Raw genomic sequence first — 15,284 nt, 5'->3', positions numbered from 1 at the left:
GGTGCTGGGCGGGCTGTCTTCCGGCGCGTCGGGACCGACTCGAACGGTTCAGGTTTTGCGCACGGGGCCTGGCAAGGGGTTGGCATGACGGTCCGCCCGCCAGGCGGGCAGGCCGTTGAGTGCGGGCGTGGCCCCCATCCGTGCACCGCGTTCGGCGAGCAGTTGCTGAAAATGGGCCATATCCTCGTCGGCGAAAAAGGCGCGGCCATCGCCGTTGTAGATGATTCCCAGCAATTGGGCGCCCTCCGGGCCAGCCACCCAGGGGCCGAAAGTGTCTCCGTATTGCAGGTAGATATGACTGCCCTTGGTGCACCGAACGTCGCCCACCGTTATTTCACCTTCCAGCACATACACCACATGGTCGCCGTGATGGCCGTGGCGGGGGGCCAGAGAGCCGGGCTCCCAGGTGTTGTAGAAACTGAAGTAGCGTGGAGACATTTCCAGAAAGCGTTCCCACACAGAGGCTACGCGGCCGTCGTCGTACTCGATGCGCAGCACTTCGTTAGCGGGTTTGTTATCGATATGGGTGATTTTGGGTCCGCCGAGCATGATCGATTCCTTATGTAGAGACAGGGTGGCGGAGGCCACCCTGCGGGGCTGTCTTACATGTCGTCTTCCATGACCTGGATCGGTCCGCGCGGGTAGCCGGTGGCTTCGTAGAATTGCTGGCACCAGTCGCGCAGGGCCCGATAGCCGGCCACGTCGCGCTTGGCGAAGATAGGTTGCTGGCGGAACTTCTGGTGGCGCCACATGCGGGCGTCTTCTTCGAACAACTCGTCCGTCTGTCGTGCCATCTCCCGCAGATGCTCGGGCATCACCTCGGGTGAGGCCGGGTCGCGAGGGAAGAAGTAGGTGACACGCAGGTCGGACGTCTCTTCGTCAATGGGCGTGCACGAGAGCACAAGCCGACGGCCAAGTAACTTGTGCTGGAAAATGCTGAAGGCCAGCCCCACGCCAGCGTTACGCGCGTGTAGGCGCATGGCGATTTCCTTGGTGTGCTTGTTGAGGAAGCCCATCTCCGAACGCCAGACAGGGGTGCTGGTGTCGAAGTTCAGCAGCAACGGGTCCTCAGGGGCGCCATGGGTAAAACGGAAGTGGGCGGTGTCGGCAGCATTCTCGGTAATCAACTGCGGGTGGATGCGCTCATTGGGCTTGAACACGATGGCGTCCGGATAGCAGGGGTAGAAATCTGCAGGATCGGCAGGGAGTTCCGGGTGGGCGAATACGTCTGGCAGCTCCCAGCCTTCCCGCGGCTTGCCGCCCAGGTTCGCAGGATCGTGCCAGAGGAACATCATGCCGTGGCTTTCCACGACGTGCCATTTGCGCATCTTCTTCGGAATCTTGCGCTCTTCGCCCGGAATCAGGGTGTTGGCGCCATCGCCATTCCATTCCCAGCCGTGGTAAGGGCAGGCGATGCAATTGCCCTTTACCTTGCCGCCGTAGCCCAGGTGGGCGCCCATGTGCGGACAGTGCGCGTCGAGCACGGAGAGCTCTCCGCTTTCGGTGCGGAAGGCCACCATGTCATGACCGAAGTATTTCAGGGGTTTGACACCACCGGGCGCGATTTCCGCGCTCCAGCCGATCTGGAACCAGCCGGTGGGTTTCATCGAGAGATTGAGCATTGCAGCGTCCTCATAGCTAATTTCTCCTCGATGCGATGCTGTCGAGGCTTGTTGGGGATCGTAGTTGGGCCGATGGTCAGCAGGCAGGGTCCGATTTCGGCACGACGTCAGGCTGGCAGGCAGAGCTGGCGGACCCGAGGTCTGGATAGCGGCCCATGCATAGGAGGGTCAGCGGGCCTATGGTGAACACCACGGTGCAGATCCAGAGCATTGGCTCGTAGGAGTTCGTGGCGTCGTACAGTTCGCCGAAGGCGTAAGGGGCGAAGCAGCCACCTCCCGCCAGCAGCGCCATAAGCAGGCCGAACAGGCGCGGGTAGTCGCGCAGGCCGAAGTAGCGAGCGACGAGAAAGGCGGCGACGTCGATTTCGGCCCCCACGCCTATTCCCACCAGCATGGTTGCAACGGCCATGGCGGCTATCGAGGGTTCGGCGAACAGGAATATCAGGCAACCCAGCGCCGGCATGGCCAGTGTGATGCAGGCCACGCCGGGTGCCCACCAGCGGTCCATGAGAAAACCCACCAGCAGGCGGCCAAGGATCAATGCCACGCCATAGGTGCCGAAGATGCGGCTGGCAGTGGAAGAGGACAGGCCCTTGTCCTGCAGCATCGGCATGATGCTTATGAGCATCGCCCAGATGCCGAGAATCACCAGCACCAGTGACAGCGCCAGGAACCAGAATGCCGGCGTGCATATCCCGACGGTAAAGCTGACACCGCTACGCTCGCCTTCGGTGACTATCCCGGCGGCTTGTTGCGGGCCCTGATCATGCAGCCAGCGCAGGGCCAATGGCAGGGCAAGCAGTAGAGGTGGGAGCGCAAGCGCCACGAAGCCGGCCTGCCATCCCCAGTTCTGGACGGCCCAGGTGACGATCGCCGGCAGGAAGGTGGCGGCCATGCCTGAGCCGGTCAGGGTTATGGCAAGGGCCGCGCCACGACTCTGCACGAACCACAGGGTGATCAATTGCGTCCAGGTAACGTGCAGGGTGCCGACGCCGGCCAGGGTAATCAATGCGCAGCCAGCGTAAAGCATGGGCAGCGAGTCGATGCGGGTCAGCAACAGGTAAAAGGCAGCGAGCGCGACAAGCGACGCAAGGGTGATGCGCCGCAGGCCGAAGCAGGCGCTCAACCAGCCGGCAAGCTGCATGGTCACTACCGAGCCGATGGCGTAGAAGGTCATTGCAGACTGAATGTCACCGCGGCTCCAACCAAAGGTTTCCTGCAGCGGCAGCACCATGGCGCCGAAGGCGTACATGACCGTCACGCTGGCCGAGGTGGCCAAACCCACTAAACCTAGAAGAACGATATGCCAACCACGGCGGAATTCGCCGATGCTGATCGAAGTTACACGAGTGTGCATGTGTTCGTTCCTTTTTTATTCTTATAGATATTTGAATTCAGCTCCGGTCAGCGCGGATTTACATAGCCGAGGAGGACGACTGAACCTACGGTTGGAACTTAATTTCCGACTGAATCATGTGTCAAGAAAATACAGATGGAAGAATTGTGTATTGCATTAGTGGGGGCTAATGCGATTCGAGAATGTATCCGTTGATGTGTTTCTATGTGAATGATTTTATTGTGAAAAATTAAACATTAGTCATGACTAATTAGATGGATTTGACATTTAATTCATAGTGAAATTTACTCGCTTCTCGTTGCCCGCGTGTGGATTAAAGGGCTACTCCAATAAATATAAAAAAGGAGGCAATTGTGGTCGCATCTTCATATGTGCGTTCGCGTCTATTTATTTTTCCCAGCTGTTTGTCCGCTATTTGTCTTGGCATTGCCCCGGTGCAGGCCATGACATTCGATCTGGGAAATCCGGACTTTCGCCTCGACTGGGACACCACGGTGAAGTACACGGGCGGTGTCCGGCTGCATGAGCGTGATCACCGTCTGGCCGACTCGCCCAACCGCGACGAAGGCGACTACCGGGTGGACCGTGGAGACATGATCATGAACCGCGCCGACGTTCTTACCCAGATCGATCTCACCTATCAGCAGATCCACGGCGTGCGCCTGAGCGCCGCCGGGTGGTATGACTTTGGCTTCGACCGCAATGTCGAACAGAATCCGGAGCTGCGTAGCCAGGGTTGGCAGAGCAGCTACGAGAACGACCGCTATTCCGGCCTCGTCCAACGCTACTACAAGGGGCCGTCGGGGGAGATTCTCGACGCTTTCGCGTTCGGCTCGATGGAGGTCGGCGACACGCCGGTCAACTTGCGTTTCGGCCAGCACACGGTGTACTGGGGTACCTCGGTGTACGACCACTACTCCAACAGCATCGCCTATGGCCAGTCGCCGCTTGATGCACGAAAGTCGGCGATGGTGCCCGGCTCCACCGCCCAGGAAGTGTTTCTACCGGTGCCCCAGTTTTCGCTGCAGAGCCAGGTGACCCCCGAGCTATCCCTCGCCGGCGTGTACCAGTTGGACTGGAAGCCAACGCGCTTCTCCGAAGGCGGCACCTACTTTGCCGGTACCGATTATTTGTTCGCCGGCCCGGACCGGCGCCCGCTATCCCCGGGGGTGAGCATTCCGCGCCTCGATCCTCTGGAGCCGGACCACAAGTACGGCAGCTTCGGACTAAGTGCCTCGTGGACGCCGGAGTTCCTCGATGGCGAGCTGGCAGCCTATTACCGGCGTTTCGACGACCCCATGCCCTGGCTAGCGCCGCAGTCGGTCAAAGGCGGCTACCGCCTGGTGTATCCGGAGGACATCGACCTCTTCGGTCTTTCCCTGAACAGGTCCCTGGGCGACGCCAGTCTCGGCGTGGAGCTGTCGATGCGTCATGATGCGCCGCTCAACGCCCTGGGCGTGAGCATTGCGGACAATGAGGGGCCGCGCGGCGATACCCTGCACATGTTGGTCAACATGATCGGCGCACTGCCCAAGACTTCACTCTACAGTTCAGGCACATGGACCGCCGAGCTGTCGTACTCGCGCCTGCTCGATGTGACCGCTCACGAGGAGCTGTATCGCGGCGAGGACGATGGGTGTGCGCCCCTCGGCCTGGATGCCGACGATGGCTGCTCGACCCGGGACTTCGTCGGCGCCACCCTGCAGGTCACCCCGCAATGGCTGCAGGTGCTGCCGGGGGTGAACCTCGCCTTGCCGACCAATGTCCGCTACGGCATACATGGCAACGGTGCCACCTCCGCCAGCGGCCAGGAGGACACCTACACCCTGTCCATCGGCTTGCAGGCCGACATCCACGAAAGAGTCACCACCGCGCTCACGTACGTGACTACCTACGCGCCATACAGCCGGGTCACCAACGGTGTGGCCACCAGCGGCCGCGACGGCTTTAGCACTCGCGACCGAGACTGGATCGCTTTCTCCATTCAGACCAGCTTCTGACCGCCAGGCCCGTCAATGCGCCGGCCGGCCCTCGGCCGGCGCGGATTCCGAGGACATGACCATGACAAAAAGAATTAGCCTTGCCCTTTCCCTGATGGTGGCGGCCCAGTCCAGCTGGGCTGCAGTCAATGTCGAGGAGGCCAAGCAGTTGGGCACCACCCTTACTCGCTTCGGCGCCGTACAGGCGGCGAATGCCGCCGGCACGATTCCCGCCTACGATCCGGGGGCCGCACGAATCACTCCGCCTGCGGACTACAAGCCTGGCAGCGGCGTACGACCCAATCCGTTCCCCGAGGACCGGCCGACGCTGGTGATCACCGCCAGGAACATGGACCAGTACGCCGATCAGCTCAGCGAAGGCACCAAGACCATGCTCAAGCGATGGCCGACCTTTGCCGTCAAGGTGTATCCGACTCGACGCACCGCCTGGTACCCGGAATGGGTACTGGAGCGCACCCTGGCCAATGCCACTTCGGCACAGATGGTCGGTGAGAGCGATGGTGTCAGCGGCGCCCAGGGCGGTGTCCCGTTCCCCATTCCGAAGACTGCCGCTGAGGTGTTGTGGAACCACAACCTTTCATGGACACCGGAAGCCTACTTTCGCCACTCGCCGGGCTACCTGGTCGACACCTCAGGCAGCCGCATCGAGCTGACCACCCAGGACAACTATTACGAGTCCCCCTACTACAAACCTAATCAGCAGGCATCCTTCAGCGGCCCCTACATGAAGCTGTTCGTGCAAACCCGGTCTCCAGCACAGAGCAACGGCCGGCGCACCCTGATCCATTACTCGACCAATTATGCCGAGCAAGAGCAAAAGACTTGGATCTATACCCCTGGTCAGCGTCGAGTTCGGCTGGCACCCGACTTCAAGTACGACACCGCGGTTTCTACCTTCGGTGGCGCCATCTTCTACGACGAGGTGCTCCTGTACTCCGGGCGTCCGGACAAGTTCAACTGGAAGCTGGTCGGCCAAAAAGAGATGTTCGTACCAGCCAACAATTACGACTACTACGCGGCCAAGCCTGAACAGGTCCTGGGACCACAACACCTCAATCCTGATCTGGTGCGCTGGGAGTTGCAGCGTGTGTGGCAGATTGAAGGCACCCGCAAGGCCGGTGAACGACATGTCTACGACAAGCGCGTGTTCTATTACGACGGTGACACCTGGAAGCTGGTGCTGACCGACAACTGGGATTACTCCGGCACCCTAGCGCGTACCGGCCAGAACATCTGCGTGCAGGCCTACGATGCAGTGGAGCCGCAGTTCGCTTCCTGCGCCTCACAGGTGTATGACCTGCGTAAAGGCGCATACTCCAACGACAACGTCAGCTCGAAAATCATGGTGACGGCCGTACGCCCACCGCAAACCACTCAGCCGGCAACCCTGGCCGGACAGGGCGTGCGTTGACCATTGTCGCTTTGGCATTCACAACCCTTATCGCCGACCCACTGAACGGATGGCCTCTCGGTCTTCCAGGTCGGCCTACTCATGAGATATCGCGATGCTGATGACTTCCGAGGCTACCTTGCCGACGGCGCCAAGCTTCACCGCGTTGCTGCGCTACCGCGTGGCCGCTACCCCCGATGCACCCATGCTGCTCGATACTCAGGGTACATGCCTGAGCTTCGCCGAATACGCAGCGCAAGCCGAACGGATGGCCGCTTACTTGTTCGACCAGGGCGTACGCCCCGGAATGAAAGTGACGTGGCAGCTGCCCACCACGCTTGAGGCGGCGGTGCTGATCGCGGCACTGTCCCGCCTGGGGGTGGTGCAGAACCCTGTCATACACCTTTATCGTGAGCACGAGGTACGCCAGGTTTTGCGGCAGAATCGCCCCGCTTGCTTCATCGTTTCAGAGCGAGGGGAGGGCAACAGGCTGGCTGAAACCGTCCACCAGTCGGCCACCCGGGAGGGTCTTCGCTTGAAGGTTCTGGCATTGCCTGCGCGTCTTCCGAGTATGGGACGGGCCAAATTGCCGCTACCTCCAAAGGCTGACGACGTTCCAGCCTGGGTGTTCTACACCTCTGGCACGACTTCGGCGCCCAAGGGGGCATTGCACTGCGACGCCGCACTGATCGAGGCAGGCCGTGGCCTGGCCGAGAGCTACCAGTTCTCGCCGACGGACGTTGGCACAATCGCCTATCCCATCGCGCATATCGGCGGTCCCATGTACCTCGCCATGCTGATGATTGGCGGTGGTTCGGCGTTGCTGATGGAGCAGTTTTCTCCAACTGCGGCACGAGAGCTCTTCCAGCGCTACCGGGTGACCCTCAGTGGTGGCGCCACCGCACATTACCTGGGTTTTCTCAACGAGCAGGTGGGCCAGCCCGGCGAGCGGCTTTATCCAACGCTGCGCGTGCTCGGCGGCGGCGGCTCGGCGAGGCCGCCGGAGGTATTCCTGCGCGCTAGGAAGGAGTTGGGAGTGACTATCTGCCACAGCTACGGCATGACCGAATGCCCGGCATTGACCATCGCCCCGCTCCAGTCGAGCGAAGAGCAACTGGCCTTCACCGACGGCGTTCCGCGGAGTGACTTGGAAGTTCGCATTGTGCAAGCGGACGGTACATTGGCGCCTCAGGGCGTGGTCGGAGAGGTTAGGGTTCGGGGACGTGGCGTGTTTCTCGGTTATGCGGACCCGGCGCAGAATGCGGAAGCATTCGACGCCGATGGTTTCTACCGGACTGGAGATCTGGCGGTGCAGAGGGAAGACGGGTATTTGACGATCACCGGACGGCTTAAGGACATCATTATCCGCAAGGGCGAGAATATCTCCGCCAAGGAAATCGAAGACCTGCTGTGTGCCCACTCGAAGGTATCTGATGCTGCCGTTATCGGACTGCCGGATTTCGAGCGCGGTGAACGTATTTGTGCAGTGATCGAACTGCGTCCTGGCGCCGAGCCGCTGGAGTTCGAGGAAATGCGTGCCTACTTCGAGCAAGCCGCGGTAATGCGACAGAAAATCCCTGAGCAGCTCGAGATCATGGAGCGTCTTCCGCGCAATGACTCGCTGAACAAGGTGTTGAAGAACAAACTGCGCGAGATGTTCGCCGACAGTTGAAGAAGTTGTTGGTGGGGCGCTGTCGGGAGGCGTGCTAGGGATGGCCTGAAATAGCCATGTATTCCTGGCTGACTTCAGCGTCCGCCGATTTTTTGAAAGCGGTCAATTGATCAAAAACACTCGGATCATCAGCGCTTCCCTATCTTTTTCGCCGCCGCGGGCACCTCGCGACAGTCAGTTTCCGCATTACAGACGCACCTCACCTGTGGTTGCCAGCAAATGCCGACGTGCCATCCACAGGTTCGACAGGGCGAACAGCGTCACCAACTGCGCGGTGTTCTTCGCCAGTCCCCGGAAGCGCACCTTCACGTAACCGAACTGGCGCTTGATCACCCGAAACGGGAAGTCTTCTTCAGCGTTTCCCTAGTCGAGCTCTCGCTTGAGGTTGCGAAGCAGTGGGCGAAGTAGCTTGGCCAACTGCAAGCGCTCCTCCACGCTCATGCGATACACCGGCGAATGCTCGAGTTCGCGCTGTGAACAGAGGAGCCGGTGGATCAGCTCGCGACCGGATTCGGTAAGACTAATTAGTTGCGCATGGGCATCGGCTGGGTCGCGACGGCGACTGATCAGGCCAACTTGCTCGGTACGTTCGATGTGCCGCGAGGTTGCCGGCAAGGGGATAGGGCAGATCCGCACCAGATCGGCTTGGCTGCATTCCCGTGGCGCATCCGGGCGATCGAGTGTGGCCAGCAACAGCACCTGTGCGCTGCTCAGGTTGAAGCGGGACGCGGCTCGCTCCGAGAGACTTTCCAGGTAGGTGGCCACTAGGCGCAGGCGGACGATAATGCCCACCGATAGGCTGTCATGCTCCGGCCAGGCCTGCGCCCAGTGCTCCATGGTGCTGTCGATCTCGTCGAATTCGCGTTGCGTCGTCGGTGCGTGTTGCGCTTCTACCGTTTCCAACACCCTGTCCCGCAGGTCGCTGAATTGCAACGATAGCCTCTCCAGCACCGCTGGGTTTGCCGCATAGAGCCGCATACGGCCGAGGCGCCGCTCGAACACCAGATTGGCGAGCTTGAGCACCTTCAGGTGTTGGGATACCGCCGACTGAGTGACCGGCAGTTCGGCGGTGATCACTTTTACCGTCTTGGGGCCGTCCAGCAGCAATCGAAAGATCGCTCGCCGGGTGGCATCGGCCAGTGGACGGAACAGGACATCGCCTTGCAGACGGTCGTCGGCGGCATTCGAGGTCAGCATCGTGCAGGGTCTGTAAGGAATCGGTCCATATCGGTCACGTCCGGGAGCGGGGCATACCCAGCCCTTGTTCGGCAATCAGGCTGCGGTGGATTTCGCTGGTGCCACCGTAGATGGTCATGCCGATGGATTGGCGGTACCCCAGTTCGACCAGGCCGACACCGTGGTCGTCGCGGAGCAGCGAGTAGGGCGCGCATAGCTCCATCAGATCGACCGCATCGCGTTGATACTGCTCGGTGGAGAACAGCTTGGACATGGGCCCGTAGGCGGCGCGGTTCGGGGCTTTGGCCTGGACCGACCAGGTGGCGCGGTAGCAGAGGTCGCGAGCGATGGTGGTGTGCACCGCGACCTTGGCCAGGCGGCGGCGCACATCCTGCTCGCCCAGGCGGCCCTGTTCGCGGGCCCAGTCCACAGCGTGACGGTACATGTTCCAGAAGCTGATGCGGTACTGGTCGCCGCTGTGCTCCAGCTCCAGGGTCGCGGCCATCACCGAGGTGCCAGCGTTGACCTCGCCGACGCGGTAGCGGTCGGGCAGGCGCACGCCGCTCAGGTAGGTGATGTTGGTGCGCTCGTCCTGCACGGTGTACACCGGGTGCACCTCGATGCCCGGCAGGTCCATCGGCACCAGGAACAGGGTCAGGCCGGCGTGTTTCGGTGCGTCCGGATCGGTGCGTGCGAGCAGGAAACAGTAATCGGCCAGGTTCGCCGCGGTGGTGAAAATCTTCTGTCCCTCGATCAGCCAGTCGCCCTCGACGGTGCGGGTGGCGCGGGTCCTGGCTGCGAAAACATCGGAGCCGCAGGACGGTTCGCTGAAGCCGAGGCAGGCCAGGGCCTCGCCGCGGGCGAAGCGGGGCAGCGCCTCTTGCTTGGCCTCCTCGGAGGCGAAGCGCATGACGATCTGCGCCACCTGGTTGGTGATGGGGCCAGTGATGCGCTGCCAGTTGAACGACTCGAAGACCTCCTGCAGGGCGTGCATGTCAAAGGCGTTCTTGCCACGACCACCCCATTCTTCCGGCCAGTGCGGGTAGAGCAATCCGGCCTCGGCCAACTGGCGGTTGAAGCCCGCATGGTAGCCGTCCACCGAGTGGTGGGCGTGGGCCTTGAGGTCGTCGGTCAGGTTGGTCTCGAAGAAGGTACGTACTTCTTCGGCGAAGCGCGCCGCCGCGTCGCCGTAGCCGAATTCCAGGCTCACCTCGCCGGCTTCGGGCAGTGGTGTGTCGGACTCCGGATTCCAGAGACGATCGGCGATGGCGTCCAACTCCTGTACCGGATCGCCGGTCAGCAGGGACCAGGCGCGAGCGCGGCGATAGTACAGCTGGATGTCGTACTCCAGCGACACGCCGTAGCCACCGAAGCTGTGCAGGGCTCGGGCCACGGCACGGTTTGCGGACTGTCCGGACCACCACCAGGCCATGGGCACCAGGGCGGAGGCATCTGGCTCGTTGCGAGCGATGGCGGAGACAGCATGCCAGAGTAACAAGTGGGCACCTTCGATTTCGGTCAGAGCGTCAGCCAGGGGATGAGCGATACCCTGGAAGCTGCCTATGAGCTTGCCGAACTGCGAACGCTCGCAAGAATAGTCGGCGGCCAACTGGATAGCCTGGCGAGCCAGTCCGGCGAGCATGGCACCCTTGAGCAGCTTCCATTCTTCCACCGCCGCGAGAAAGGTGCGGCGCGCACCATCGCTGGAGGCCAGGTGCTGGCGCTCCAAACTGGCCAATTCGTTGATGTCCAGCACGACGCAGCTGTCGCTGCCTAGATTGACCTGTTGCCGTTGCAGGGCCTCTCCGCGCAAGGCAAAAATCCGCTTCCCCTCCATGGCCAGCACTGCCTCGGCGGCGCGCGCGCCCGGTAGCACCAACGGCGCTGTTTCGTCCAACGGCTGTGGTAGCAGGCTGACCACCGCACCTTGAGCGATACGCGACAGCAACTCGGCCGCTTCGGGACCGTCCAATTGGGCCAGCAGGCGTGCCGCAGGCAGACTTTCGGCTATGGGCGCGCTGACGAGATGGCGACCGGCTTCCTCGGCAACCAGCAGGGCTTCCAGCATTCCCATGTCGCTGCCACCGGCTTCGGCCGGGACCCGCATCATGGGGATGCCGAGCTCCACCAGCTTTTCCCATAGGTTCCGGTCGAAGCCGTCGGCTTCGGCTTCGCGCACGCGAGTCGGGGTGGATTCGCTGGCGAACAACCGAGCGACCGTGTCTCGCAGCATCAGTTGTTCTTCGGTAAACGACAAATTCATGGCAAAACCTCAATGCTGGTGGGGGTTACTGCTCGTCTTCCATCACCTTCAGCGGCCCCCTCGGGTAGCCTTCGGCCTCATAGAACTGCTTGCACCATTCACGCAGGGCGCGGTAGCCGGCGACGTCCCGCTTGGCGAAGATCGGTTGCTGGCGGAAGCGCTGGTGACGCCACATGCGCGCGTCCTCCTCGAACAGCTCCTCGGTTTGTCGGGCCATTTCACGCACGTGCTGGGGCATTACGTCAGGCGACTTCGGATCGCGTGGGAAGAAGTAGCTGACGCGCAGATCCGAGCTCTCGTCGTCCACCGGCGTGCAGGAAAGCACCAGTCGGCGGCCCAGCGCGCCGTGTTCGAAGATGGTGAAGGACAGGCCCACGCCAGCATTGCGCGCGTGCAGGCGCAGGGCGATTTCCTTGGTGTGCTTATTGAGGAAGCCCATCTGCGACTTCCACACCCTGGTACTGGTGTCGAAGTCCAGCAGCACAGGATCTTCCGGGGCATTGTGCGTATAGCGGAAATGCGCGGTATCCGCTGCGTTCTCAGTCATCAATTGCGGATGGATACGCTCGTCGGGCTTGAAGACGATGGCATCGGGATAACAGGGATAGAAATCTTTGGGATCCGCCGGAAGTTCCGGGTGTGCGAAGGTATCCGGCAGCTCCCAGCCTTCACGGGGCTGGCCTCCAAGGTTCGACGGGTCATGCCAGAGGAAGAGGATGCCGTGGCGCTCCACTACATGCCATTTGCGCATCTTCTTTGGAATCTTGCGCTCCTCGCCCGGAATCAGGGTGTTCTGCCCCTCAGCTCCCCACTCCCAGCCGTGGTAGGGGCAGGCTATGCAGTCACCCTTTACCTTGCCGCCGTAGCCCAGATGGGCGCCCATATGCGGGCAGTGGGCGTCGAGCACGGTCAGTACACCGGCGTCGCTGCGAAAAGCCACTAGCTCATGCCCGAAGTACTTCATCGGCTTGACGCCGCCTGGGGGGATTTCCGCACTCCAGCCGATCTGGAACCAGCCGGTGGGCTTCATGGACAGGTTGAGCATCTTTTTTCTATGCCTCTTCTTGTTGTTTTCAGCAGCATGCCGTGCTTCAGGGCTTGGCGTAGAGATTGCGCAATTCGATCTTGTTGACCTTTCCGGTCACCAGCTTGGGCAGGGCGTCTACGACTATGACCTTCTTCGGCTTCTTGTAGCTGGCGATAAGACTGCGGCTGTGCTCGATGAGATCAGCTTCACTGGCACTGTGGCCGGTCTTGAAGGTGATGACCGCACAGACGTTTTCTCCCCACTTGGCATCGGGGATGCCAATCACCGCGCATTCCGATACGGCAGGGTGCTGCAGCAGAGCTTCTTCCACTTCGCGGGAGTACACGTTCTCGCCGCCGGTGATGATCATGTCCTTCTTGCGGTCCACCAGGTACAGGAAGCCGTCCTCGTCGAAGCGGCCCATGTCGCCGGTATGGCACCAGCCGTCGCGCAGGGTCTCCAGGGTGGCGCCGTGGTTGTTCCAGTAGCCGCGGAACATGGCGCTGCTCCTGGCGAGGATTTCGCCGGGTTCGCCCATTGGGCACTCGTCGCCGTTCTCATCTACCACCTTGGCCAGCAGGTTGGGGTATGGCTTGCCCACCGAGCCGAGTCGCTTGCGATCCTTCTCGCTGCCATCCGGCCGGTGTTGTTCCGGAGAGAGGCAGAACATGCAGATCTCGCTCTGACCGAAGAGGTTGACGAAACCGCAGCCGTCAAATACCTCGATGGCGCGCTTGAGGACCGGTACCGGCATGGGCGCAGCGGAATAGATGATGGTGCGGACGCTGGAAAGATCGGCCTCGGCCACATACGGGTGGTCGAGCACCATCTGGACCATGGTCGGAGCGAGCAGCAGGATGCTGAGGCGTTCCTGCTCAATGGCCTTGAGCACGTCCAGTGGCTCGAACTGGCGCTGCAGGTAGGCGGCGCCACCACGCACGTGCTGGGACAGGCTGATGACCATGCCGCCCAGATGGAACATGGGCATGACGATCAGCGTGACATCCGGCTGCTGCATGTCGCACAACCAGGTATCCACCTGAGCCAGTTGGCGGTATTCGCGATGACCCCAGATCACGCCCTTGGGCTTGCCGGTTGTACCGCTGGTGTAAATCAGGCAGCAGATGTCTTCCTCGTTGGAACGAATCGGCGGGCCGGCCTCGTCCCCGGTGCTGAAGAAGTCCTCGTGATGCACGGCCCAGTCGGTTTCGCCTCCGATGCAGACGTAGGTCTGTACCGAAGGCAGCTCATGGCGCAGTTGCTCCATTACCGGCAGGTACTGGGCCTCGAAGAAGAACAGCTTGGGCGCGCCGTCGCGGATGATGCTGGCGATCTCCGCTGGCGCCAGGCGGAAGTTGACCGGCGCCAGGATGAAACCAGCCCACTGGGTGGCGGCCATTATTTCGCCGAACTCGATGGAGTTCATCGACAGGATGCCGACACGGTCCTGGCGGCGTACTCCAGCCCGATAGATGGCAGAGCCGATCAGCCTGGCGCTGGTCAGGAGCTCGCCGTGGCTGATGCGCCGCTCGTTCTGAATATAGGCCGGCTCATCGGTGTAGAAGCGGGCGCGCTGCTCCAGGTCGTCGGCGAAGGAAAGGGGCAGGTAGTCATGCATTGAGGGCACTCCGCAGGGGGCGACCATCGGCCGGTCTCAGGTCGGCGTTGGAGCGGTCGAGGTGGAATTCGCTATCGCCGAAGCGCTTGTCGTAGACCACTGCGGCCTTGTAGTGGTGGCCCACGGCGTATTCGTCGGTAGTGCCGATGCCGCCATGGAGCTGGATGCCCTGACCGCTGACGAAGTACTGGGCGCGGGACACCACCACCTTGGCACCGGAAATGGCCAGGCGGCGTTGCAGGGGATCGCCTGATTCCACTGCTCGAATGGCGCTGAACAGCATGGAGCGCGCCTGATCGGTCTCGACGAACATTTCCGCCATGCGGTGTTGCAGGGCCTGGAACTGGGCCAGGGGCTGCCCGTATTGCACACGGGTCTTGAGGTAATCGGCGGTCATGGCCATGACCTGCTCCATGGAGCCCAGGCACGCGGCGCTGGTAGCCAACACTGCGTGGTCGAGGGCTTCCTCCAGGATTTCCTGGGCTGCCTCGCCGCGAATGAGCAGGGCGCTTTCCGGAATTACTACATGGTCCAGGGTGATGTCAGCCGCGCGGGTTCCGTCGATCAGCTCGTAGCTGTCCAGCACCGCCCCCACCGGGTGACGCTCGACCAGGAACAGGGCGAAATCACCGGTGCCTTCGATTTCGGCACTCACCACCCAGTGGTCGGCGCTGGCGCCGTGGAAGACCCGGTGCTTGACGCCGGAAAGGCTCCAGCCGTTGGACACTGGACGGGCCTTGGTAGTCAGCTCGAAGTCGTACTCGTGGCGCATCTGCTGTTCCTGGTGCGCCAGCGCCAGTACCACTTCGCCAGTGGCTATCTGGCCGAGAAGGCGTTCGCGCAACTCGGGGTTGTCGCAGGCTCGCAGCAGGCGAGCGCAGAGCACGGCGGTGTCCACCAGTGGCTCGGCGACCAGGCCGCCTCCCAGCTGTTCCATCAGCAGAGCCAGATCATGGCTGCTGCCACCCAGGCCGCCGAATTCCTCGGGAATGTCCAGGGCCAACCAGCCCATTTCGGCGAAGGCGTTCCAGTGCTGGCGTGAAAAGCCTTCGGGGTTCTTGAACAGGTGCCGGCGGTCCTCGAAGGTGTAGCGTTCGCGGATGTAGCGCTCGGCGCTGTCGGCGAGCAGTTTCTGCTCATCAGAGAGATCGAAGTTCAT

The 15,284-nt window shown here is 61.8% G+C and carries 11 protein-coding genes and 1 pseudogene; 3 read left to right on the top strand and 9 right to left on the bottom strand.

Features of this window, described 5'->3' with window-relative positions; all coding sequences use genetic code 11:
• Positions 1-48: 48 nt before the first annotated feature.
• The 3 genes from MnOB_RS06415 to MnOB_RS06405 form a co-directional block, all read right to left on the bottom strand.
• A complete protein-coding gene (locus MnOB_RS06415; RefSeq protein ID WP_077523176.1) occupies positions 49-549 on the bottom strand; it encodes a cupin domain-containing protein in 501 nt (166 codons plus the stop codon).
• A 53-nt stretch (positions 550-602) separates the two neighbouring features.
• Entirely contained in the window at positions 603-1,622 is a 1,020-nt protein-coding gene (locus tag MnOB_RS06410) for a Rieske 2Fe-2S domain-containing protein (protein ID WP_077523174.1), read from the bottom strand.
• A 76-nt stretch (positions 1,623-1,698) separates the two neighbouring features.
• A complete protein-coding gene (locus MnOB_RS06405) occupies positions 1,699-2,979 on the bottom strand; it encodes an MFS transporter (protein WP_077523172.1) in 1,281 nt (426 codons plus the stop codon).
• Between the two features lie 353 nt (positions 2,980-3,332).
• Between MnOB_RS06405 and MnOB_RS06400 the strand changes: the two genes are divergently transcribed.
• The 3 genes from MnOB_RS06400 to MnOB_RS06390 all read left to right on the top strand — a co-directional run bounded on the left by MnOB_RS06400 (position 3,333) and on the right by MnOB_RS06390 (position 8,041).
• A complete protein-coding gene (locus tag MnOB_RS06400; protein ID WP_371579079.1) occupies positions 3,333-4,979 on the top strand; it encodes a DUF1302 domain-containing protein in 1,647 nt (548 codons plus the stop codon).
• Between the two features lie 61 nt (positions 4,980-5,040).
• The gene (locus MnOB_RS06395) at positions 5,041-6,390 is read left to right on the top strand and encodes a DUF1329 domain-containing protein (RefSeq protein WP_158713770.1); all 1,350 of its coding nucleotides are present in this window, start codon (positions 5,041-5,043) and stop codon (positions 6,388-6,390) included.
• Positions 6,391-6,484: 94 nt separating this feature from the next.
• Positions 6,485-8,041: an AMP-binding protein gene (locus tag MnOB_RS06390; RefSeq protein WP_234358201.1), complete on the top strand. Its 1,557-nt coding sequence runs from the start codon at positions 6,485-6,487 to the stop codon at positions 8,039-8,041.
• Positions 8,042-8,227: 186 nt separating this feature from the next.
• Here MnOB_RS06390 and MnOB_RS28560 read toward each other — a convergent pair.
• The 6 genes and pseudogenes from MnOB_RS28560 to MnOB_RS06365 form a co-directional block, all read right to left on the bottom strand.
• Positions 8,228-8,398: pseudogene (locus MnOB_RS28560) on the bottom strand (IS5/IS1182 family transposase); the annotation flags it as partial.
• Positions 8,399-8,404: 6 nt separating this feature from the next.
• Positions 8,405-9,238 (bottom strand): metalloregulator ArsR/SmtB family transcription factor, encoded by an 834-nt coding sequence (locus MnOB_RS28765; protein ID WP_077523166.1) that lies wholly within the window; start codon positions 9,236-9,238, stop codon positions 8,405-8,407.
• A gap of 34 nt (positions 9,239-9,272) precedes the next feature.
• Positions 9,273-11,480, bottom strand: a complete 2,208-nt coding sequence (locus MnOB_RS06380; protein WP_077523164.1) for an acyl-CoA dehydrogenase family protein — start codon at positions 11,478-11,480, stop codon at positions 9,273-9,275.
• Positions 11,481-11,505: 25 nt separating this feature from the next.
• On the bottom strand, positions 11,506-12,525 hold the full coding sequence (locus tag MnOB_RS06375) for a Rieske 2Fe-2S domain-containing protein (RefSeq protein WP_077523162.1): 1,020 nt from the start codon (positions 12,523-12,525) through the stop codon (positions 11,506-11,508).
• A 46-nt stretch (positions 12,526-12,571) separates the two neighbouring features.
• Positions 12,572-14,125 carry a class I adenylate-forming enzyme family protein gene (locus MnOB_RS06370; protein ID WP_077523160.1) on the bottom strand — a complete coding sequence of 518 codons (1,554 nt, stop codon included), beginning with the start codon at positions 14,123-14,125 and terminating at the stop codon, positions 12,572-12,574.
• Complete coding sequence (locus MnOB_RS06365) at positions 14,118-15,284, bottom strand: acyl-CoA dehydrogenase family protein (RefSeq protein ID WP_077523158.1); 1,167 nt, start codon at positions 15,282-15,284, stop codon at positions 14,118-14,120. The genes MnOB_RS06370 and MnOB_RS06365 overlap by 8 nt, the downstream gene beginning before the upstream one ends.

Source organism: Metapseudomonas resinovorans (assembly GCF_002003485.1).
Lineage (GTDB): Bacteria > Pseudomonadota > Gammaproteobacteria > Pseudomonadales > Pseudomonadaceae > Metapseudomonas > Metapseudomonas resinovorans_D.
The sequence above is the reverse complement of the archived record's forward strand: the minus strand, read 5'-3'. Positions and strand labels throughout refer to the sequence as shown.

Coding starts and splice junctions, on each gene's coding strand:
- MnOB_RS06365 (WP_077523158.1), bottom strand. CDS start 15,284: ATGAACTTCGATCTCTCTGATGAGCAGAAACTGCTCGCCGACAGCGCC.
- MnOB_RS06375 (WP_077523162.1), bottom strand. CDS start 12,525: ATGCTCAACCTGTCCATGAAGCCCACCGGCTGGTTCCAGATCGGCTGG.
- MnOB_RS06415 (WP_077523176.1), bottom strand. CDS start 549: ATGCTCGGCGGACCCAAAATCACCCATATCGATAACAAACCCGCTAAC.
- MnOB_RS06410 (WP_077523174.1), bottom strand. CDS start 1,622: ATGCTCAATCTCTCGATGAAACCCACCGGCTGGTTCCAGATCGGCTGG.
- MnOB_RS06370 (WP_077523160.1), bottom strand. CDS start 14,125: ATGCATGACTACCTGCCCCTTTCCTTCGCCGACGACCTGGAGCAGCGC.
- MnOB_RS06395 (WP_158713770.1), top strand. CDS start 5,041: ATGACAAAAAGAATTAGCCTTGCCCTTTCCCTGATGGTGGCGGCCCAG.
- MnOB_RS06405 (WP_077523172.1), bottom strand. CDS start 2,979: ATGCACACTCGTGTAACTTCGATCAGCATCGGCGAATTCCGCCGTGGT.
- MnOB_RS06380 (WP_077523164.1), bottom strand. CDS start 11,480: ATGAATTTGTCGTTTACCGAAGAACAACTGATGCTGCGAGACACGGTC.
- MnOB_RS28765 (WP_077523166.1), bottom strand. CDS start 9,238: ATGCTGACCTCGAATGCCGCCGACGACCGTCTGCAAGGCGATGTCCTG.
- MnOB_RS06390 (WP_234358201.1), top strand. CDS start 6,485: ATGCTGATGACTTCCGAGGCTACCTTGCCGACGGCGCCAAGCTTCACC.